20 protein-coding genes and 1 pseudogene are annotated in these 18,192 nt (G+C 71.2%); 7 read left to right on the top strand and 14 right to left on the bottom strand.

Annotated features, from left to right (window positions below):
• Positions 1 to 204 (top strand): annotated as a pseudogene (locus ACWDSJ_RS22105) (IS5 family transposase); the annotation flags it as partial.
• A 1-nt stretch (position 205) separates the two neighbouring features.
• Here ACWDSJ_RS22105 and ACWDSJ_RS22100 read toward each other — a convergent pair.
• From ACWDSJ_RS22100 to ACWDSJ_RS22050, 11 genes are all read right to left on the bottom strand, one after another.
• A complete protein-coding gene (locus tag ACWDSJ_RS22100; protein ID WP_450033933.1) occupies positions 206 to 652 on the bottom strand; it encodes a hypothetical protein in 447 nt (148 codons plus the stop codon).
• Positions 649 to 1,416: an SDR family NAD(P)-dependent oxidoreductase gene (locus ACWDSJ_RS22095; protein ID WP_450033932.1), complete on the bottom strand. Its 768-nt coding sequence runs from the start codon at positions 1,414 to 1,416 to the stop codon at positions 649 to 651. Before ACWDSJ_RS22095 ends, ACWDSJ_RS22100 begins: the two co-directional genes overlap by 4 nt.
• Positions 1,417 to 1,470: 54 nt before the next feature.
• Positions 1,471 to 2,100 carry a DUF305 domain-containing protein gene (locus ACWDSJ_RS22090; protein WP_450033956.1) on the bottom strand — a complete coding sequence of 210 codons (630 nt, stop codon included), beginning with the start codon at positions 2,098 to 2,100 and terminating at the stop codon, positions 1,471 to 1,473.
• Complete coding sequence (locus tag ACWDSJ_RS22085) at positions 2,100 to 3,674, bottom strand: LVIVD repeat-containing protein (protein WP_450033931.1); 1,575 nt, start codon at positions 3,672 to 3,674, stop codon at positions 2,100 to 2,102. The genes ACWDSJ_RS22090 and ACWDSJ_RS22085 overlap by 1 nt, the downstream gene beginning before the upstream one ends.
• A 121-nt stretch (positions 3,675 to 3,795) precedes the next feature.
• The gene (locus ACWDSJ_RS22080; RefSeq protein WP_450033930.1) at positions 3,796 to 4,668 is read right to left on the bottom strand and encodes a 3-methyladenine DNA glycosylase; all 873 of its coding nucleotides are present in this window, start codon (positions 4,666 to 4,668) and stop codon (positions 3,796 to 3,798) included.
• Positions 4,665 to 5,729, bottom strand: coding sequence for a hemolysin family protein (locus ACWDSJ_RS22075; protein WP_387361003.1), 1,065 nt, complete (start codon positions 5,727 to 5,729; stop codon positions 4,665 to 4,667). The genes ACWDSJ_RS22080 and ACWDSJ_RS22075 overlap by 4 nt, the downstream gene beginning before the upstream one ends.
• Positions 5,722 to 7,104: a hemolysin family protein gene (locus ACWDSJ_RS22070; RefSeq protein ID WP_450033929.1), complete on the bottom strand. Its 1,383-nt coding sequence runs from the start codon at positions 7,102 to 7,104 to the stop codon at positions 5,722 to 5,724. The genes ACWDSJ_RS22075 and ACWDSJ_RS22070 overlap by 8 nt, the downstream gene beginning before the upstream one ends.
• Before the next feature lie 219 nt (positions 7,105 to 7,323).
• The gene (locus ACWDSJ_RS22065) at positions 7,324 to 8,760 is read right to left on the bottom strand and encodes a GuaB1 family IMP dehydrogenase-related protein (RefSeq protein ID WP_387361005.1); all 1,437 of its coding nucleotides are present in this window, start codon (positions 8,758 to 8,760) and stop codon (positions 7,324 to 7,326) included.
• Between the two features lie 72 nt (positions 8,761 to 8,832).
• Positions 8,833 to 9,318 carry a DnaJ family domain-containing protein gene (locus ACWDSJ_RS22060; RefSeq protein WP_450033927.1) on the bottom strand — a complete coding sequence of 162 codons (486 nt, stop codon included), beginning with the start codon at positions 9,316 to 9,318 and terminating at the stop codon, positions 8,833 to 8,835.
• Positions 9,319 to 9,329: 11 nt separating this feature from the next.
• Entirely contained in the window at positions 9,330 to 10,280 is a 951-nt protein-coding gene (locus tag ACWDSJ_RS22055; protein WP_450033925.1) for a M56 family metallopeptidase, read from the bottom strand.
• A 46-nt stretch (positions 10,281 to 10,326) separates the two neighbouring features.
• The gene (locus ACWDSJ_RS22050) at positions 10,327 to 10,746 is read right to left on the bottom strand and encodes a BlaI/MecI/CopY family transcriptional regulator (protein ID WP_387361011.1); all 420 of its coding nucleotides are present in this window, start codon (positions 10,744 to 10,746) and stop codon (positions 10,327 to 10,329) included.
• 159 nt (positions 10,747 to 10,905) lie between these two features.
• Here ACWDSJ_RS22050 and ACWDSJ_RS22045 point away from each other — a divergent pair, with 159 nt between their 5' ends.
• The gene (locus tag ACWDSJ_RS22045; RefSeq protein WP_450033924.1) at positions 10,906 to 11,613 is read left to right on the top strand and encodes a hypothetical protein; all 708 of its coding nucleotides are present in this window, start codon (positions 10,906 to 10,908) and stop codon (positions 11,611 to 11,613) included.
• 119 nt (positions 11,614 to 11,732) lie between these two features.
• Here the strand turns inward: ACWDSJ_RS22045 and ACWDSJ_RS22040 are convergent, their stop codons facing one another.
• On the bottom strand, positions 11,733 to 12,875 hold the full coding sequence (locus ACWDSJ_RS22040) for a hypothetical protein (protein ID WP_450033923.1): 1,143 nt from the start codon (positions 12,873 to 12,875) through the stop codon (positions 11,733 to 11,735).
• A gap of 141 nt (positions 12,876 to 13,016) precedes the next feature.
• Between ACWDSJ_RS22040 and ACWDSJ_RS22035 the strand changes: the two genes are divergently transcribed.
• The 5 genes from ACWDSJ_RS22035 to ACWDSJ_RS22015 all read left to right on the top strand — a co-directional run bounded on the left by ACWDSJ_RS22035 (position 13,017) and on the right by ACWDSJ_RS22015 (position 16,579).
• On the top strand, positions 13,017 to 13,418 hold the full coding sequence (locus ACWDSJ_RS22035) for a PaaI family thioesterase (RefSeq protein WP_387361319.1): 402 nt from the start codon (positions 13,017 to 13,019) through the stop codon (positions 13,416 to 13,418).
• 131 nt (positions 13,419 to 13,549) lie between these two features.
• Positions 13,550 to 13,852, top strand: a complete 303-nt coding sequence (locus tag ACWDSJ_RS22030; RefSeq protein ID WP_450033922.1) for an urease subunit gamma — start codon at positions 13,550 to 13,552, stop codon at positions 13,850 to 13,852.
• A 9-nt stretch (positions 13,853 to 13,861) separates the two neighbouring features.
• Positions 13,862 to 14,173, top strand: coding sequence for an urease subunit beta (locus tag ACWDSJ_RS22025; protein ID WP_450033921.1), 312 nt, complete (start codon positions 13,862 to 13,864; stop codon positions 14,171 to 14,173).
• The gene (locus ACWDSJ_RS22020) at positions 14,173 to 15,894 is read left to right on the top strand and encodes an urease subunit alpha (protein ID WP_450033919.1); all 1,722 of its coding nucleotides are present in this window, start codon (positions 14,173 to 14,175) and stop codon (positions 15,892 to 15,894) included. The genes ACWDSJ_RS22025 and ACWDSJ_RS22020 overlap by 1 nt, the downstream gene beginning before the upstream one ends.
• Before the next feature lie 22 nt (positions 15,895 to 15,916).
• The gene (locus ACWDSJ_RS22015; RefSeq protein WP_450033917.1) at positions 15,917 to 16,579 is read left to right on the top strand and encodes an O-methyltransferase; all 663 of its coding nucleotides are present in this window, start codon (positions 15,917 to 15,919) and stop codon (positions 16,577 to 16,579) included.
• A gap of 9 nt (positions 16,580 to 16,588) precedes the next feature.
• Here the strand turns inward: ACWDSJ_RS22015 and ACWDSJ_RS22010 are convergent, their stop codons facing one another.
• Together ACWDSJ_RS22010 and ACWDSJ_RS22005 are read right to left on the bottom strand one after the other, a co-directional pair.
• On the bottom strand, positions 16,589 to 17,371 hold the full coding sequence (locus ACWDSJ_RS22010) for a VOC family protein (RefSeq protein ID WP_450033916.1): 783 nt from the start codon (positions 17,369 to 17,371) through the stop codon (positions 16,589 to 16,591).
• 96 nt (positions 17,372 to 17,467) lie between these two features.
• Positions 17,468 to 18,124 (bottom strand): TetR/AcrR family transcriptional regulator, encoded by a 657-nt coding sequence (locus ACWDSJ_RS22005; RefSeq protein WP_387361027.1) that lies wholly within the window; start codon positions 18,122 to 18,124, stop codon positions 17,468 to 17,470.
• Positions 18,125 to 18,192 lie beyond the last annotated feature (68 nt).

The following is an 18,192-nucleotide window of genomic DNA, read 5'->3' as shown; positions in this document are numbered from 1 at the left end:
CAGGTCCACGCCCGCGCGGCCAAGGGATCACACGGTGGGCGGCCACCAGCGTTCGACCGCGAAACATACACACGCCGCAACGTGGTCGAACGCTGCTTCAACCGGCTCAAGCAATTCCGGGACCTGGCTACCCGCTACGCCAAACGAGCCGCCTACTACCAGGCCGAACTCACCATCGCCGCCATCATCCTCTGGCTGCGATGACTTACAGGACACGTCCTAGTTCGGGGTCGGGAATCCAGGCGGCGATCACCTGATTGCGGGCGCGGAGGCCCCAGGGGTGGAGGCGGAGGCCGCGGCCGGGAGGGTTGGTGGTGCCGCAGCCGTAGCAGTCGTCGACCGCGCGGGTGGCGGCGGCAGAGGTGGCGCTTGCGGCCTTGGCTTCGGCGAGGGCGGGCGCAGGGGGGATCGAGAGGGCCGCGTCCGTGTCGGGTCCGGCCTCGGCGAGGAGGTTGCCGTCGGTGTCGAGTAGGGAACAGCCGGAAGCGGTTTCGGCCAGCAATATCGGGGTCTCCAGCGGGACGGCGCGGCGGAAGTCCACGCGCACGGATGAGCCGGAGGTCCGCTCGGCGAGCAGTCCGGCGACGTAACCGCCGAAGGCCACCCCGGGATAGCCGTGCGCGTAGGCGGGGATGGTGATCGTCGTGGTCATCCCAGGCTCCGTCCGCCGCCGTCGACGTAGATCCGCTGGCCGCTGAGGTACTCGCCGCGGTCGGAGACCAGGAAGCGCACCACGTTCGCGACGTCGTCGGGGCGGCAGACCCGGCCGAAGGGGGAGGCCGCGTCGAGGCGGTGGATGTCGTCCTGGCCGGTGACCGCGCGGGCCAGGCGGCGGCCCATCTCGGTGTCGACCAGGCTGGGGGCGACGATGTTCACCCGAATCCCGTGGGGGCGTTCCTCTTTCGCCAGGGTGTGGGCCAGGGCCTCGAGGGCGGCCTTGCCCATGGCGTAGGGGGCGCCGCCGGGGAGGTGGTCGGCGGTGGCGATGCTGGAGATCATGATCACGTCGCCGCGCGGGCGGGTGCGCATACCGGGCAGGACGAGGCGGGTGACGTGGTGGGCGCCGATGGCATGGGTGCCGAGGACGCGCAGGAGTTCGGCGGGGTCGGTGTCGGCGACGAAGCGGCCGCGGCTGGCGATTCCGGCGTTGTTGACCAGGATGTCGATCGGGCCGAGTTCCTCGGTCACCCGTGCCACCATAGCCTCGTCGTCGGTGAGCGAATCCACCGACGCCCGCACCGCGAGAGCGCGGCGGCCCAATGCCTCGATGGCGCTGACGGTTTCGGCGGCCGCCGCGTCGTCGGCGCGGTAGTTCACCGCGACATCGGCCCCGTCCTCGGCCAGGGCGAGGGCGATGGCGCGCCCGATTCCTCGTCCGCCGCCGGTCACCAGCGCGATACGTCCTGCAAGGCTCATTGCGCCGACGCTACCGAATGAGTCGATGAGAGAGAAGTGCTGAGACTCTCGCTCCTACGGGAGGGGTTGCGCGCCACGCTGATTCAGCATCAACGCCATCAGGCCCAGTTCCTGGCTCTGATCGGTGACCATCCCGCGCGCGGCCTCCTTCACCGCACCCGAGGCCAACTCCTGATCCGCCGCGCGGGCCATGGCGACCCCGCCCTGATGATGGCGGTACATCAATTGCAGGAACAGGATCTCCGCGTCCACGCCGCGCGCGGCCGACAGCCGGTCGAGTTCGGCCATCGTGGCCATGCCGGGCATGGTCGCCGGGGCGGCGGCCGCCTGCGAATGATGATGCGCCGCAACGGCGTCCGAGTCGTGCATCCAGGCCATCGGTACGGTCGCCGTCGGCGAGGCGTTGGCCAGCCGCAACCACCCGAGCAGCGTGCCGATCTCGGTGCGCTGGGACTGGTCGATCTGCTCGGCCAGCCGCAGCACCATCGGATCGACGCCGCGATCGAGCCGCGACACCATGAGGATCGCCTGCTGATGGTGGGCGGTCATGTCCTGGGCGAAGCCGATCTCGACATCGCTGAGCACGCGGGGCGCGGGGGTGTGCTCGGGCAGCACCAGCGGGCGCAGGGCCGCCCCGATCACGAGCAGGATGAGCGCCCCGCACAGGTAGGCGAGGACGCGCATCACGACCCCACGATCGAACGCTGGTCCGGCGGAGCCGAATACACGTCGTTGTCGAGGCTGAGCACCATGAAACCGTTGTCGTTGCAGGTGGTCCACAGCTGGTTGCCGTGCCATTCCGGCGGCGCGAAACACCAGTCGGTGGACACGTCGCCGAAGGCGAGCATGCCGGTGCGCGGCGAGAACGCCTGCGCCGGATCGAACTGCCCGTTGAGGATCGCCCGCGCCATCGAGAAGCCCTGCATGACCGGCGGCCCGATCAGCGAACCCAGCGCGTGCGGGGAGTTCCAGAGATCCAGGTTCTGGCCGGTGCGCGCGGGCGGGTTGTAGTAGGCGATCTCGCGCACGTGGAACGGGTCGCGCACGTCGAATACGCGGATGCCCGAGGACTCCCAGCCGCACGCCAGCGCCGTCGGATCGGTGGGGCGGTCGGCCGCGCAGTAGTGCGGATCGTAGGAGAACACCGAACCGCCCATGGCCGAGGCCAATTGGCTGTCGAGATTGGCGGGCAGGTTGATCTCGAGCTTGAGTTTGGCGGCGACGCGGGGATTGTTCTCGTCGGAGACGTCGATGAGCTTGACCCCGCCGGAGCCGCCCTCGTCGACGGTGAACAGGTACGGCTTGCCGTCGTAGGTCACCGGAATGCTGTGCTGGGTGGCCCAGCCGTCGGTCCAGAACACCCGGCCGATGTGGTTGACCTGCGGGTTGGGGTCGCGCCGCTGCACCGCGGAGATGTCGAGCACGGTGAATCCGCCCAGCGCCGACAGATACATCCGGTTGCCGTCGGGGCTGATGCCGAAGCCGTGCGCCTCGATGCCGGTGAGGCCCTGCCAGACGACGTGCGGGTTGGCGGGATCGATGAGATCGACCGCGCTGACGAACCCGGGGGCGATGCCGGAGGCCCAGTAGGTGCGCCCGTCGGGGGAGAAGCCGCCCTCGTGGGTGGTGATCGGCAGCGGCATCGCCAGATTGGTGCCGGGGCCCGGATTGAGCAGGCGCGGGTGTGCGCAGTCGGAGATGTCGTAGACCGACAGGAAGCCGACGCCGGTGCCGACCGGAACCCCGGTGCCCACCAACAGCTTTCGCTCGGCGTTGACCTTCAGGCTCTCCCACGTCCCGGCGAGCATGGCCGGCTCGGTGAGCGATCCGGTCAGCACCGGATGCGCGGGATCGGACACGTCGAGCACCTGCACGCCCTGCGCCGGGTTGAGCAGATTGCCCGGGAAGAACGACCCCGTGTAGGAGCAGTGGTCGTAGGTGGTGGAGGTGATGCCGCCGCCGTGCCCGGTGAAGCCGCCGACGAACGACATGTTGCAGCGGTAGCCGCGGGTGCTGCGGCCGTTGTCGCGGTCGGCCGCGGGCACATCGCCCTGCATCCCGCTCTCCGGCATCGAGCCCGGCCCGCAGTCGGCGCGCGGCAGCGACACCTGCCCGATGTCGAGGAACTGCCGCACCTGATCGTTGATGTCGGAGCCCAGATCCGCCGACGCGCCGAGCGGCAGCGCGGCCGAGGCCAGCAGCGCGACCGCGAGCACCGCGAGCGGTCTGGACCGCCGAATTCCGTTGAACCGCACCATTGCGGCACCCCCAACTGTCGAACCGGTTGCGTACCGGCGGTTACGCCGATACGTCGGAACGGTAACCCATGCCCACCCTCCACAGAGGGGTTTTCGAAAACCGCCGGTACGCGGAATGGGTTCAGGCGGCGGCGAGCAATTCCTCGGCGGCGGTCCGCAACCGGGTGCGCAGCGGGATCGCCCGATCCGCCAGCCGCGCCTGCCCGCGCACGTATTCGGCACGTCCGGCGGGTGTCTCGATGGGGACGGGGGAGTAGCCGAAGGCGCTCAGATCGTACGGGCTGGCCCGCATGTCGAGTTCGCGGGCGGCGCAGGCGAGTTCGAAGCAGTCCAGCAGCAGGCCGGAATCGATCAAGGGGACGAGCTTGAACGCCCACTTGTACAGATCCATGTTCGCGTGCAGACAACCCGGCTGTTCGCGGTGGAGCTGATCGTCGCGGGTGAGGGGTTCGGCGTTGCGGGGGACGGCCTCGGGGGTGAAGAAGCGGAAGGCGTCGAAATGGGTGCAGCGCAACGGCATCGACTCCACCACCGCGTCGGTGCCGGAGTGCCCGAGCCGCAGCGGGACCTGCTGGTGGCGCACATCGTCGGTGCGGTACACCATCGCCCATTCGTGCAGCCCGAAACAAGCCAGGTGGGCGGGCCGGGATGCCGTGGCGCGCAACAGGTCCGCGATGTAGGCGACGGTGTCGCGGCGGCGGGCCAGGAACGCCGGATCCGCGGTCCAGGCGCGCTCGCCGATGCGGTGGTAGCCGCGCGCTCCGTCGTACTCCGCGGCGTTGTCGAGGGCGACACCGTAGCCGGGATGCCAGCGGCGCAGCTGGGCCGGTTTGTGGCCGTAGTAGGTGAACAGGAAATCGAACACCGGATGCGTCGCCCCGTCCGCGCGCCGCCGCAGATACGGCCCGGCCAGATCGGCGACGCGCTGCCGATGCGCCGCCGCCCGCGCCCGCCAGCGGTGTTCGGGCAGCAGGCGGGTGGCGGCGGTCGTCATTCCGCGATCCGGTGCGTCGCGTCGCGGACGGTGCCCACGAACTCCTCGACCAGATCCTCGAGCGCGACGATGCCCACGGTGTTGCCGCGGGTGTCGACCACGCGGCCGAGATGGCTGCTGGTGCGGCGCAATCGGGCGAGCGCCTCGTAGAGGGTGGTGGCGGTGCCGACCGTGGGCAGCGGGCGGATGTCGCTGCGCGGGATCGGGGTGGCCGGGCCCGCGCTCGCGTCGGCGACCTTGTCGAGCACATCCTTGACGTGCAGGTAGCCGACCAGCGACCCGTCGGAGGCGCGGACCGGGTAGCGGGAGAACCCGGTCTCGGCCACCGCGGTCTCGATATCGCCGAGCGTGGTGCCGTCGCCGCGCAACGGCACGCAGCGCGTGGTGGCCAGGGGCACCATCACGTCGGCGACGACGCGATCGGTGGTGCCCAGCGCCTGGGTGAGGCGGCGGTGCTCCTCCTCGTCGAGCAGGCCCTCGGAGCGGGATTCGCCGATCATCTCGGCCAGCTCCACCGACGACACCGTGGCGTCGAGTTCGTCCTTGGGCTCGATGCGCAGCGCACGCAGGGTGAGATTCGCGGCCATGTTGTAGAGGGTGATCAGCGGGCGCGCCAGCCGCAGGAACAGCAGCAGCACCGGAACCAGCAGCAGCGCAACGCGTTCGGGGCCCGCGAGGGCGATGTTCTTCGGGATCATCTCGCCCAGCAGCATGTGCAGCATCACCACCAGCGCGAGCGCCAGCGCGAACGCGATCGGATGCAGCAGCTCGTCGGGCACGCCGAGCAGATCGAACGGGCGCTCCAGCAGATGCGCCAGCGCCGGTTCGCCGATGCGGCCCAGCAGCAGCGAGCAGATCGTCACGCCCAACTGCGCGGCGGCCAGCATCATCGACAGGTGCTCGCCCGCGCGGATGACCGTGTCCGCGCCCCGTTTGCCTTGCGCCGCAAGGGCTTCCAGGCGGTCGCGGCGGGCGGTGATGAGCGCGAACTCCGCGCCGACGAAGAAGGCGTTGCCGCCGAGCAGCGCCAGCGCGAGCACGATACCGAGCAGATCACCCATGGCCGATCTCCCAGTGCCGCAACGATTCCGCGTCGACCGGGCGCAGCAGCACGCGGTCGATGCGGCGGCCGTCCATCCGTTCGACGCGGGCCAGCCAGCCGCCGGTCGTCTGCGGATGGTTCGAATAGTTCGTGCCCGTCCCGGGATCCGGCAGCAGCACCTCGTCCCCGGCGACCGGGATGCGGCCCAGGCGGGTGAGCACCAGGCCGCCGAGGGTCTCGTATTCGCCCTCGGGGGCGTCGTATCCGGTGGTGCGGGCGACCTCGTCGATGCGCAGCAGGCCCGAGCAGTTCCAGCCCGCGGCGGTGCGGCGGACGTCGAGCTCCTCCTCGTCGTGCTCGTCGCGGACGTCGCCGAGGATCTCCTCGATGATGTCCTCCATGGTGACCAGGCCCGCGGTGCCGCCGTACTCGTCGACGACGAGCGCGACCTGCATGCCGTCGGCGCGGACGCGTTCGAGCACGCTGTCGCCGTCGAGGCTGGCGGGCACGATCGGCACCTGATGCGCGATCGAGCGCAGGCTCACCCGGTCGCGGCGGGCGTCGGGATGGCCGAACGCCTGTTTGATGTGCACGACGCCCAGGGTGTTGTCCAGGTCGCCGTCGATGACGGGGAAGCGGGAGTAGCCGGTGCGGCTCGCGGCGTCGATGAGGTCGGCGATGGTGTCGTCCTGGTCGAGGGTCTCGATCTTGACGCGGGGGGTCATGAGTTCCTCCGCGCTGCGGTCGCCGAACTCGAGCGAGCGGTCCACCACGAGGGCGGTGCGCTGATCGAGCACGCCGCGCTGGGCCGAGGTGCGCACCAGCGAGCCGAGTTCCTGCGGGGAGCGGGCCGAGCGCAGTTCCTCGGCGGGTTCGATGCCCAGGCGGCGGACCACCCAGTTGGCGCTGCCGTTGAGGAAGCGGATCAGCCACGAGAAGATCGCGGAGAACACGATCATCGGCGGGGCGGTCCAGCGCGCGGTGGTCAGCGGCGCGGAGATGGCGATGTTCTTGGGGACCAGTTCGCCGTAGGTCATCGACAGCGAGGTCGCCAGGATCAGCGCCACCGCGAGCGAAATGCCTTGTGCGGTACCCTCACTCGCGCCGAGCGCGGTGCACAGCGGGGTGATCAGCCGGGCCAGCACGGGTTCGGCGATGTACCCGGTGACCAGTGTGGTGATGGTGATGCCGAGCTGCGCGCCGGACAGCTGGAACGACAGCGTGCGGTGCGCCTGGCGGACCTGGCGGGCGCGCAGGTCACCGTCGCGGGCGTGCGCCTCGACGGTGCTGCGTTCCAGGGCGGTGAGGGAGAATTCGGCGGCGACGAACAGCGCGGTGCCCGCGGTGAGCGCGACGAAGCCCACGAGGCTGAGCACGGTGAGCACGACCGACATCGTCAGCACCACCTCGGGGAGGTGAGCGGTGGTGCGGGGTCAGGGGCGCCGGGTTTGTCACCCGGCTCGGTAGAGGAGCCCTCCTGAGCGGCGCCCTGGGACGCGGGTGACAACTGGTTCCTTTCGCAAATGGCCGTGAGGTACGTGCCACTGTATGTTACCGAGTTCGCCGCACGCCGCACGCACCCGCGTGGGTCGTGGCGGGTGTGGGCGAGCGCACTACCAGCCCGAAGGCAGCGGGCGTCCCTCCGCGAACCCGGCCGCCGACTGCACGCCCAGCACGGCCTTCTCGTGCAGTTCGGCCACGGTCCGCGCGCCCGCGTACGTGCACGCGCTGCGCACGCCGGAGCAGATGTGGTCGATCAGGTCCTCCACGCCGGGCCGTTCGGGGTCCAGCCGCATCCGCGAGGTGGAGATGCCCTCCTCGAACAGGGCCTTGCGGGCGCGGTCGAAGGCGCTGTCGGAGGCGGTGCGGGCGGCGACGGCGCGCTTGGACGCCATGCCGAAGCTCTCCTTGTAGGCGTTGCCGTCGCGGTCGACGCGCAGGTCGCCGGGGGATTCGTAGGTGCCCGCGAACCAGGAGCCGATCATCACGTTGGACGCGCCCGCCGCGAGGGCCAGGGCCACGTCGCGGGGATGCCGCACGCCGCCGTCGGCCCAGATGTGGACGCCGAGTTCCCTTGCGGCCGTGGCACATTCGGCGACGGCGGAGAACTGGGGGCGGCCCACGCCGGTCATCATGCGGGTGGTGCACATCGCGCCCGGCCCCACCCCGACCTTGACGATGTCGGCCCCGGCCGCCGCCAGATCGCGGGTGCCCTGCGCGGAGACCACATTGCCCGCGACCAGCGGCACACCCAGTTTCAGGTCGGCCACCGAGCGCAGCGCCTCGAGCATCTTGCGCTGATGGCCGTGCGCGGTGTCGACGACCAGCACGTCGGCGCCCGCGTCGACCAGCGCCTTGGCCTTGGCGGGGATGTCGCCGTTGACGCCGACGGCGGCCGCGACCCGCAGCTTGCCCCGGGCGTCGACGGCGGGGGCGTAGATGCCCGCGCGGACCGCGCCCTTGCGGGTCATCACCCCGGCGAGGGTGCCGTCCGCCTCGGTCAGCACGACCAGCCCGTGATGCTGGGATTCGAGGATGTCGAACAGCTCGCGGGGGGACGTGTCGGCGGGCGCGGTGCGGAAGTCGGTGGCCGCGACGGTGTGCAGGCGGGCGAAGCGGTCGACGTCGGCGCAGGACTCCTCGGTGACGACGCCGACGGGTTTGCCGTCCTGGATCACCACGACCGCGCGGTGGGCGCGCTTGTGGACCAGCGCCAGCGCCTCGGAGACCGAATGGTCCGGACCCAGCGTCACGGGCGTCTCGGCGGTGAGCGAACGGCTCTTGACGTAGGAGATCGTGGTGGAGACCGCGCTCATCGGCAGATCCTGCGGCAGCACCACGAGACCGCCGCGCCGCGCGACCGTCTCGGCCATCCGCTTGCCCGCGACCGCCGTCATATTCGCCACGACGATCGGGATGGTCGTGCCCGACCCGTCGGTGGTCGACAGGTCGACGTCGAAACGCGACGCCACATCGGTCTGGTTCGGGACCAGGAAGATGTCGTCGTAGGTCAGGTCGTACGGCGGCGTATGGCCCGGAAGAAAATGCACTTCGGCAAGTCTACGGGATGGGTTTCGCGCGGTTCGCCGCCGCGCCCTTCCGGTCGGAAGCGCTTGTCCCGCTCACGGTTCGCGGCGCGGCCGTCGCCACCAGTGGCGCGGCGAATCGTCCTCGGCGGCAACGGGTTTCGCGGGCGGCGTGGCCTTGGCGCGGGTTTCGCGCCAGCGGCGGACCACCTCGTCCACGTCCACCGGCTCCACATGCACGTACGGCCCGTGCGGCATCCGCAGCCACGCGGTGATGCGATCGTTGAGTTCGGTCGCGTATTCGCGCACGCGGGCCGCGGAGTTCATCCGGGCGACGGTCGCGGGCAGGCGTTCGAGGTCGCGGCGCAGGATCAGCGAGGGCGGGAGCAGGCCGTCGCCGCCGACGTTCTCGCGCCGCAGGTAGTTCGTCAGCCACCAGTTCTCGTCGTAGGGCTGGCCCGCGCCCGGTAGGGGTTTGCCCTTGCCGGGCAGGTCGTCGAAGTCGCCGCGTTCGGTGGCCTCGCGGATCTGGCGTTCGAGCCACCATTCGTGGCTGACGCCGGGCGGTTTGCGTTCGGTCATGGCATTCCCCCTCACGCGCCGAACAGCCGACCCAACTCCACCAGCCACGGGATCGCCACCGCGAGGGTCGGCACCACCAGGATGGCGGCGGCGGCCGCGTAGGCCGCCCCGGCGACGCGCAGATCGCCGAGCGGTCCGGCGAGTCGTTGGATGCGGATCAGGGTGGTGGGCCCGCCGACGGCCATGGCCCCTTGCGGCGCGGTCGAATTCGAGCAGGCCACCAGGGCGCGGGCCAGCGGGGTGGGGCCGGTGACCTTCACCGCGGAGTCGTCGGCGAGCAGTTCGATGAGCAGCTTCACCGAATCCAGCGCCGACTTGCTGCGCACGAACCGCGGGAACGCCTCGTGCGCGGCGGTGAACGCCTCGAGCACCAGATCGTGGCGGGCGCGCAGATGCGAACGCTCGTGGCTCACGATCGCGGTCAGTTCCGCGTCCGACAGATTGGCGAAGGTGCCCTGGCTCAACACGACTCGACGCCGCAGGCCGGGCAGGCAGTAGGCGATCGGCTCGGTCGCGGCGAGCACCCGGATGTCGGCGGCCTTGGGGTCGGTGTCGCGGTACTCACCGCCCTGATCGAGCAGGTCGACCAGCATCCGGTGCCGGGCGCGGCGGCGGCGGGTGTGCACGCCGACGCGGATCGAGGCGTAGATCAACCGGCCGCCGACCAGCAGGGTGAGGGCGAACACGATCACGTACGCCAGCCACAGCGGCAGGCCCAGCGCGTCGATCTCCCGGGTCGGGGAGGTGGTGGGCCGGCCGTCGGGTCCGGGGACCAGCAGCTGGCTCGCGATCGCGAGTCCGGAGCCGAACGCGCTCAGCACCGCGGCCAGCGCCACGGCCTGCCACAGCACGAGCGCCGCGCGGGGGGTGCGATAGGGCCAGGTGGCGCGAGCGAGCAGAGACGGTACCGGTCCCGCGAGAAGCAAAGCGAGACCGGCGAATACCGGCGCGGTTGCGTTCATGCTCAGCTCACTGCGTTGTGGGGCCAGGGGCGCCCGAGTCCGCGCGCTACTGCGGCGGTGCGACTCCCTTGTCGTCGTCGGACGCGGCGCGTGCGGCCTCGGCGTCTTCGAGCTTAGCGAGTGCCTCGCGCAACGCGGCAGCCTCGTCCTTGCCGACCTGTTCGACGAAGTGCACGAGCGCGGCCCGGCGGCTGCCGACCTCGTCGGCCTGTTGCAGCGCGTCGACCATCAGGCTGGCGACGAGTTCGTCGCGGCTGTGCACGGGGGCGTAGCGGTGCGCGCGGTCGTCGCGCTGCTGCACGACCAGGTTCTTCTTCGCCAGTCGTTGCAGCACGGTCATGACCGTGGTGTACGCGAGCTCGCGACGTGCCGCGAGGGCCTCGTGGACCTGCCGGACCGTCTGGGGTTCGTCGGCCGACCACAACTGGTCCATGACCGCTTTCTCGAGTTCACCAAGACCTGCCATCCCACCAGCTTACGGAGGCAACGACACATATGCGTACTACTGGATGTCGTAACCGGTCGGTAGCTGTGTGGGATTTTTCATACCGGCGCGCCCGCGTGCTGTGGTAAGGCTTACCTAAGTTCGCATATCCGCAGCACCACCGATCGACGAGGAGGTTCGATGGCCGAACCGATGACCGCCTGCCCGGCCCGCCGCGCCGAGGCGGCCTTCGACGGGGTGAGCGCGACCCTGCGCGCGCTGCAACCGGGGCATCCGCGGGTCTACGCCGTGGCCGCCATGGCCGAGCAGGGACGCCGCCGCTGGTGGCGGGTGGCCGAGGGCGTGCGCGAGGGCCGCGTGGCGGTCATGTACCGCCGCCACGCCGCGGAGATGACCAGCGCCGACATCGCCGCCGAGGTGGTGGCGACCGCCCTGATCCACGCGATCGTGGGACGCGTTGCGGCGCTGTGGGTTTCGCAGGGTCGCGCCTGGGATCCGGGGCTCGAGAATCTGTGGGTGCACACCGACAACGACGGCGGCATCGACTGGGCGGGCCTGTCGGACACCACGATTCGCGTGGTGGCGGGCGATCGGCTCGCCGGGCAGCCGGGCGTGGTCGTGCTGCCCTGCGAGCGCGCGATGGCGGTGTGGCTGGCGCATCGCTGCGCGGCCGCGCTGATCCTGGTGCGGCACAGCGTGTCCCGCTGCGCGGCGCTGAGCGCGCGGCGGTTCTGGCAATTGGTCGCCGAGGCCGTGACCGGGGCGGCGACCTATGTGCCGGAGCTGGCGGGCACCTCGACCGTCGCGGGCGCGGAGCGGGGGCGGGCATTGCTGGCGGCGATGCACGACCTCGGCATGCCGGTCCGTCGCCCTTGCTTTGTCAGGTAAGGCTCCCCTAAACTAATGCTCGGCGTTCGGATCGTGTCGAGTCCCGAGGGCTGCGGTCGACTCCCGATCCTGTGCCGCGGCGGGTTCCACCTTCGTGGTGGGGCCCGCCGCATCGTCTCTCACACCTCCGGACCCCGGTACTCCCGGCCCTGCGCCGCCGCCAGCTCCCGCCCGGCGTTGGCCTGGAACGGGCTGATGCCGCCGCGGTCCCACGGCCCGACACTGCCCGCGCGCACGGCCGTGGCGTCCTTGGGCGGCAACTCGACCTCCCCGCGCACCACGTCCACCGGCCGATCGGCCAGCGCGAACCAGTCCAGCGCGAGGAAGTCGATACTGCCCCGGCACAACGCCCCGCGCCGCAGGGCGTCGGCCATGCGCACGGTCATGCCCGGCTGGGACAGATGGCCGCGGTCGGCCTGGAACAGGCCCGCGCCCGTGGCCAGCTGACCGGTCTCGAACAGCCCGATCACCATGGCCAGCAACGAGAACGCGGGCAGGTCGTCGTTGGCGCGCGCGATGAAGGCGAACACCTCGATCTCCGACTCCACCCGCGTGCCGTAGTCGGCGAGCACGTGCACCCAGTCGTGCTGGGCCAGCAGCGGCGGCGCGGACCCGGGCGCGCCCGGGAAGGCGAACCCGCGCGCGCGATAGAAGTCGTGCACGCCGCGACCGAGGGTGCCGGAGGGCAACGCGCCCAACGACTCCCAGCGCGCCGCGAGGGCCGGATCGTTCTCCACCGGGGACCACGGTTCGTTCAGCGCGCTCGACACGTGCAGGTGCGGGGCGGTCGCCGGATCGAAATCGCGCAGGTAGCCGTTGCGGTCGAAATCCATGCCGACCAGGCGCCGACCCGTCTCGACCTGCTCGGCCAGCACCGCCTCGAGGTCGTCGTGCACCGACAGCTCGGCCGCGAATCGGGCCACCTGCCGGGCCACCTCGGGCACGGGCGGGTCGAGCACCAGCTGCGCGAGCACCATGATCTGCACGGTCCGGCCGCGGTAGGCGAGATCGCGGCGGGCCAGGCCGTGGGCGAACGCCTCGGGCGTGAGGGGCGCGCGGGCGAGGTCGGCCTCGAGGGCGGGCACGTGGAGTTCGCGGCCGGTGAGCGAGCGGATGACCGCGGCGATCAGCAACCGTTGCAGCTGGGTGAGACCGCCGGGTCCAGTGACCGCGGCGATGATGCCGCGGGTGGTCCACTCGACCTCGGCGTCGTCGGGTGGCACTCGCAGGGCGTGGCGGTCGTCGGGGAGGGGTACGGCCATGCCGACATTCTGGGCCGAATCCGTCCCGGGCGCAGCGCGTTTCGCTACCGGTGGACACCCGGGCAGGGCCGCCGCGACCTGCTGTGCGACTGTCTTCTCATGACAGCGCACGATCGGCCCGAGGTCCGCTCGCTGGCGGATATGACGCCCGAGCTCATGACCCGTCTCTCCGAGGGCACCTTCACCGACCTCATCGGATTGAAGTTCACCGAGCTCGGCCCGGACCGGGTGGCGGCGCAGTGGGCGGTCTCGCCGCAGCAGCATCAGCCCGCCGGGATCGTCAACGGCGGGGTGTACTGCACGGTCGTGGAGACGCTCGCCAGCGTCGGCGCCGGCGCCTGGTACGGCGAGCGCGGCACCGTCGTCGGGGTGAACAACAACACCGACTTCCTGCGCGCGGTCCGCGAGGGCGTGCTGCGCGGCGTCGCCGAACCCGTGCACCGCGGCCGCTCCCAGCAGCTGTGGCAGGTGGTGATCACCGACGAGCAGGATCGCGTCGTGGCCCGCGGACAGGTGCGGTTGCAGAATCTCGCCGCGGGCTGAGTAGAACGCGGTCGCCGAATCTCGCCGCGGGCCGAGCGGCACGAGTGCCCCCTGAGCGCGCTCGTCGCGCCCCGCCGGTGCGCGCGTGCCAGAATGTCGCGCACACCATTGCGAGAGCGTGAGGAGCGCGGATGCGACTGTCGCCGCACGAACAGGAACGGCTGGTGCTCAGCTACGCGGCCGAACTCGCGCGACGACGGCAGGCGCGCGGGCTGAAGCTCAATCACCCCGAGGCGATCGCGCTCATCACCGATCACGTGCTCGAGGGCGCGCGCGACGGCCGCACCGTCGCCGAGCTCATGGCGTCGGGGCGCACGGTGCTCACCCGCGCCGACGTCATGGACGGGGTGCCGGAGATGATCCCCGACGTCCAGGTGGAGGCGACCTTCCCGGACGGCACCAAACTCGTCACCGTCCACCATCCGATCGGCTAGGGGCACACCATGATTCCCGGTGAGTACCTCTGCGGCGACGACCCGATCGAGATCAACCCCGGCGCCGAGCGCGTCGAACTGGACGTGGTCAACACCGGCGACCGGCCCGTGCAGGTCGGCAGCCACGTGCACTTCCCGCAGGCCAACGCGGCGCTGCGGTTCGACCGCGCCGCCGCCCACGGCCGCCGCCTCGACATCCCCGCGGGCACCGCGGTGCGCTTCGAACCCGGTCTGGGACAACGGGTTTCGCTGGTCCCGCTGCGCGGCGCCCGCGAGGTGCACGGCATCTCCCTCGACCCTCCCGGAAAGCTGGACGCCTGATGGCCGAACTCTCCCGCGCCCGCTACGCCGAGCTGTTCGGCCCCACCGCCGGGGACCGCATCCGCCTGGCCGACACCGATCTGATCGTCGAGATCACCGAGGACCGCAGCGGCGGACCGGGTCTGGCGGGCGACGAGGCGGTCTTCGGCGGCGGCAAGGTGCTGCGCGAATCCATGGGCCAGGCCCGCGCCACCCGCGCCGAGGGCACCCCCGACACCGTCATCACCGGCGCGGTGATCATCGATCACTGGGGAATCATCAAGGCGGACATCGGGATTCGCGACGGGCGCATCGTCGCCATCGGCAAGGCCGGTAATCCGGACATCATGGACGGCGTGCACCCGGATCTGGTGGTGGGCCCGTCGACGGAGATCATCTCCGGCAACGGGCGCATCGTCACCGCGGGCGGCATCGACACCCACGTGCACTTCATCTGCCCGCAGCTGCTCGACGAGGCGCTCGCCGGGGGCATCACCACCATGATCGGCGGCGGCACCGGACCCGCCGAGGGCAGCAAGGCCACCACCGTCACCCCGGGCGCGTGGCATCTGGGCCGGATGCTCGAGGCCACCGACGGCTGGCCGGTGAACATCCTGCTGCTGGGCAAGGGCAACACCGTGCGGTCCGAGGCGCTGTGGGAGCAATTGCGCGGCGGCGCGGGCGGGTTCAAGCTGCACGAGGACTGGGGCACCACCCCCGCGGCCATCGACGCCTGCCTCACCGTCGCCGACGCGTCCGGGGTGCAGGTGGCGCTGCACTCGGACACGCTCAACGAGGCCGGCTTCGTGGAGGACACCCTCGCCGCGATCGGCGGGCGGGCCATCCACTCGTATCACACCGAGGGCGCGGGCGGCGGCCACGCGCCCGACATCATCACCGTCGCCGCGCACCCGAACGTGCTGCCCTCCTCGACGAATCCGACCCGGCCGCACACGGTCAACACCCTGGACGAGCATCTGGACATGCTCATGGTGTGCCATCACCTCAACCCCGCGATCCCGGAGGATCTGGCCTTCGCCGAGAGCCGCATCCGGCCCTCGACCATCGCGGCCGAGGATCTGCTGCACGATCTGGGCGCGATCTCCATGATCGGCTCGGACTCGCAGGCCATGGGCCGCATCGGCGAGGTGATCATGCGGACCTGGCAGACCGCGCACGTGATGAAACGCCGCCGGGGTCCGCTGCCCGGCGACGGCCCGGCCGACAACAACCGGGTGCGGCGCTACGTCGCGAAGTACACCATCTGCCCGGCCGTCACCCACGGGCTCGACCACGAGGTCGGCTCGGTCGAGGTGGGCAAGCTCGCCGATCTGGTGCTGTGGGAGCCCGCCTTCTTCGGCGTCCGCCCGCACGCGGTGCTCAAGGGCGGCGCGATCGCGTGGGCCGCGATGGGCGACGCGAACGCGTCCATCCCCACCCCGCAACCGGTGCTGCCGCGCCCGATGTTCGGGGCCGCCCCCCTCGTGGCCGCCTACACCTCGGTCCACTTCGTGTCCGAGCACGCCCTGGTGGCGGGCCTGGCCGACCGACTGCGCGTGAACCGCCGACTCGTGCCCGTGGCGAACGTGCGCAAGCGCGGCAAGGCCGACCTCCCCCTCAACGACGCCATGCCCCGCATCGAGGTCGACCCCGACACCTTCACCGTCCGCGTCGACGGCGAGGTGTGGGCCGAGGAACCCGCTGCCGAGCTGCCGATGGCACAGCGGTACTTCCTGTTCTGAGCGGGGTGGCAGACTCGACGGTATGACTGATGCCGCATGGACCGAGGTCGACGACTATCTGGTGGACACCCTCATCGGGGACGCGGATTCCGATGTGTTCCAAGCGAATTCGGCGGCCGGTTTGCCGCACATCGACGTCTCGCCCGCGCAGGGGAAGTTCCTGTCGCTGCTCGCGCGCTCGATCCGGGCCCGGCGGGTGCTCGAGATCGGGACGCTCGGCGGGTACAGCACGCTGTGGCTGGCGCGGGCGGTCGGGCCCGAGGGGCGGGTGGTGACGCTCGAGTTCGCGCCGCGGCACGCGGAGGTCGCGCGGGCGAACCTGGACCGCAAGGGCGTCGGGGATCGGGTGGAGATCCGGGTGGGTAAGGCGCTGGACACCCTGCCGGTGCTCGCCGACGAGGGACCCGAACCGTTCGATCTGGTGTTCATCGACGCCGACAAGGTCAACAACTCGCACTACGTGCGCTGGGCGCTGCGGCTGACCCGCCCGGGTTCGGTGATCGTCGTCGACAATGTGGTGCGGCACGGCGCGCTCGTCGACACCGCGAGCGAGGATGCCACCGCTGCCGCCAGCCGCGAGGTACTCGAACTGCTCGCCGCCGAACCGCGCCTGGACGCGAGCGCGGTGCAGACCGTGGGCGCGAAGGGCTGGGACGGCTTCGCCTTCGCGCTGGTCACCGAGTGAGCGCGGGGGTCAGCCGCCGAACGCCATGAGCGCGAACGACGCCCCGTTCGGATCGGCGAGCACCGCCAGCCGCGACGGGCCCGGATTGTCATGCGGCGCTTGCACGATCGTGCCGCCGAGGTCGACGGCGCGGGCGGCGGTGGCGTCGCAGTCGGTGACGTGGAAGGTGACCGCCCAGGCGGGGGCCGGTTCGCCGGGCCGCGCGGCCGCCGCGCCGCCGAATTCGCGACCGCCCGCGCTCGTGGTCAGCGCCTGATAAGGCTTGTCAACCGAGGTCTCCCACGCGGCGTCGCGGTGGATCCAGCCCAGCACCCGGGCGTAGTGGGCCATCGCGTCGGCGGGCGCCCCAGTCGCGGTGTACTGCACCCACACCGGATTGCCGGGCGCGCCGAAGCGTTCGGTGCCGGGATGGGCGTCCAGACGCGACAGGCCGTAGGCCGCGCCCGCGGGATCGGCGAGGATCGCGAACTCCAGTTTGCCGGGGATCTCGACGCGCTCGGCGAGAACCGTTGCGCCGTCGGCCCTCGCGGCCGCCACGGTCGGCCCGAGTTCGGCGACCGAGAAGTAGGGCAGCCACGCCGATGGCTTGACGCCGCCATCGGGTGTGGTCGCGCACGCGATGCCCGCGACCCGCGCGCCGTCCTGGGTCAGCACGGCGTAATTACCCTGCGCGGGATCCGCGAGCCGGGCCGACCAGCCGAACAACTCCCCGTAGAACGCGGCGGCCGCCTCGATATCGGGGGCGGTGACGTCGAACCAGCAGGGCGCGCCGACGGCGAAGGCATGGGACATTCGGGCATCTCCTCGAGGACAGCGGGGCGTGCGGGCGCGCAGACGATGCGACGCCGCACGCGGTGCATCTCTACAGACCGTGCGGGACGGCCGAATTCATCGCTCCCGCGCGAATCCGTCGCACAGCGCGGCCAATCCGGAGTAGAGCAGCTGTTCGGGATCGAGCAGATCGCCGCGCCCGCTGCCCTCGAGCGGCAGTAGGGATTCGGGGGTGGGGAAGCGCGGGCGGCCGTCGAGCAGGGCGCGGAAACTCGACTCCTCCTGCTCGCCGTCGCGGCGGGCCAGCAGCGCGGCGCTGACCTGTTGCAGCGCGATGCCCGCGATGTAACTCCACACCGACAGCGACATCCGGGTCGCCTCGCGCGGATCCGCGGTCACCTCGCCGAACCCCTCCACCAGCCAGGCCAGGCACGCCAGGCTCGACGGGCCGAAGTTGTAGCGCGGCACCGCGAAGGTGAACAGCACCCACGGATGATGTTGGTAGAGCATCCAATCGATCTCCGCGGCCACCCGCACCCGATCGCGCCACGTCCAGCCCGCCTCGGGCGCCGGATACGGATGCCGCCGCGCGATCTCGTCGGTCATCTCCGCCAGCAGGGTGTCCTTGTTCGGGACGTGCCGGTACAGCGACATCGCGCCCACCCCCATCCGCTCCGCGATGCGGCGCATCGACAGCGCGTCCAGCCCGGCCTCGTCGGCCAGCGCGATCGCCGTGTCGACGATCGCCGCGCGGGTGAGCTTCGGCTCGGTCATTCGGAACAACTCGCTTTCGTTTTCCCGCCGGGGGTGCGTACGCTGTACGAGCCCATCGTGCGTACGTT

This window comes from Nocardia sp. NPDC003482 (assembly GCF_053588115.1).
Note: the sequence above shows the minus strand (reverse complement) of the source record. Positions and strands in the feature narration are given on the sequence as shown.

Excerpts from the sequence above, each read along its gene's own strand:
- ACWDSJ_RS22085 (WP_450033931.1), bottom strand. The coding sequence starts at position 3,674 with ATGGTGCGGTTCAACGGAATTCGGCGGTCCAGACCGCTCGCGGTGCTC.
- ACWDSJ_RS22015 (WP_450033917.1), top strand. The coding sequence starts at position 15,917 with ATGACTGATGCCGCATGGACCGAGGTCGACGACTATCTGGTGGACACC.
- ACWDSJ_RS22045 (WP_450033924.1), top strand. The coding sequence starts at position 10,906 with ATGGCCGAACCGATGACCGCCTGCCCGGCCCGCCGCGCCGAGGCGGCC.
- ACWDSJ_RS22080 (WP_450033930.1), bottom strand. The coding sequence starts at position 4,668 with ATGACGACCGCCGCCACCCGCCTGCTGCCCGAACACCGCTGGCGGGCG.
- ACWDSJ_RS22040 (WP_450033923.1), bottom strand. The coding sequence starts at position 12,875 with ATGGCCGTACCCCTCCCCGACGACCGCCACGCCCTGCGAGTGCCACCC.
- ACWDSJ_RS22095 (WP_450033932.1), bottom strand. The coding sequence starts at position 1,416 with ATGAGCCTTGCAGGACGTATCGCGCTGGTGACCGGCGGCGGACGAGGA.
- ACWDSJ_RS22100 (WP_450033933.1), bottom strand. The coding sequence starts at position 652 with ATGACCACGACGATCACCATCCCCGCCTACGCGCACGGCTATCCCGGG.
- ACWDSJ_RS22055 (WP_450033925.1), bottom strand. The coding sequence starts at position 10,280 with ATGAACGCAACCGCGCCGGTATTCGCCGGTCTCGCTTTGCTTCTCGCG.
- ACWDSJ_RS22070 (WP_450033929.1), bottom strand. The coding sequence starts at position 7,104 with ATGTCGGTCGTGCTCACCGTGCTCAGCCTCGTGGGCTTCGTCGCGCTC.
- ACWDSJ_RS22090 (WP_450033956.1), bottom strand. The coding sequence starts at position 2,100 with ATGCGCGTCCTCGCCTACCTGTGCGGGGCGCTCATCCTGCTCGTGATC.
- ACWDSJ_RS22005 (WP_387361027.1), bottom strand. The coding sequence starts at position 18,124 with ATGACCGAGCCGAAGCTCACCCGCGCGGCGATCGTCGACACGGCGATC.
- ACWDSJ_RS22050 (WP_387361011.1), bottom strand. The coding sequence starts at position 10,746 with ATGGCAGGTCTTGGTGAACTCGAGAAAGCGGTCATGGACCAGTTGTGG.
- ACWDSJ_RS22060 (WP_450033927.1), bottom strand. The coding sequence starts at position 9,318 with ATGACCGAACGCAAACCGCCCGGCGTCAGCCACGAATGGTGGCTCGAA.
- ACWDSJ_RS22075 (WP_387361003.1), bottom strand. The coding sequence starts at position 5,729 with ATGGGTGATCTGCTCGGTATCGTGCTCGCGCTGGCGCTGCTCGGCGGC.
- ACWDSJ_RS22025 (WP_450033921.1), top strand. The coding sequence starts at position 13,862 with ATGATTCCCGGTGAGTACCTCTGCGGCGACGACCCGATCGAGATCAAC.
- ACWDSJ_RS22035 (WP_387361319.1), top strand. The coding sequence starts at position 13,017 with ATGACGCCCGAGCTCATGACCCGTCTCTCCGAGGGCACCTTCACCGAC.
- ACWDSJ_RS22030 (WP_450033922.1), top strand. The coding sequence starts at position 13,550 with ATGCGACTGTCGCCGCACGAACAGGAACGGCTGGTGCTCAGCTACGCG.
- ACWDSJ_RS22020 (WP_450033919.1), top strand. The coding sequence starts at position 14,173 with ATGGCCGAACTCTCCCGCGCCCGCTACGCCGAGCTGTTCGGCCCCACC.
- ACWDSJ_RS22010 (WP_450033916.1), bottom strand. The coding sequence starts at position 17,371 with ATGTCCCATGCCTTCGCCGTCGGCGCGCCCTGCTGGTTCGACGTCACC.